Annotated in this window: 2 tRNA genes; both read right to left on the minus strand. The window is 50.5% G+C overall.

Features of this window, described 5'->3' with window-relative positions:
• Positions 1-2: 2 nt before the first annotated feature.
• Positions 3-75: transfer RNA gene (locus ACP3VS_RS24605), tRNA-Val, on the minus strand.
• A gap of 70 nt (positions 76-145) precedes the next feature.
• Positions 146-220, minus strand: a tRNA-Glu gene (locus tag ACP3VS_RS24610).

The raw sequence follows: 220 nt of genomic DNA on the forward strand, positions 1-220 counted from the left end.
GGTGGAGGATGACGGGCTCGAACCGCCGACCCTCTGCTTGTAAGGCAGATGCTCTCCCAGCTGAGCTAATCCTCCATAGAAACAGGTGTTATATCACAGTTTATTTTCTTTTTAAAGCCTGTACATCATGACGATGCATTTTAAATGGTGACCCCTACGGGATTCGAACCCGTGTTACCGCCGTGAAAGGGCGGTGTCTTAACCACTTGACCAAGGGGCC

Source organism: Lysinibacillus sp. VIII_CA (genome assembly GCF_049943995.1).
GTDB lineage: Bacteria > Bacillota > Bacilli > Bacillales_A > Planococcaceae > Lysinibacillus > Lysinibacillus pinottii.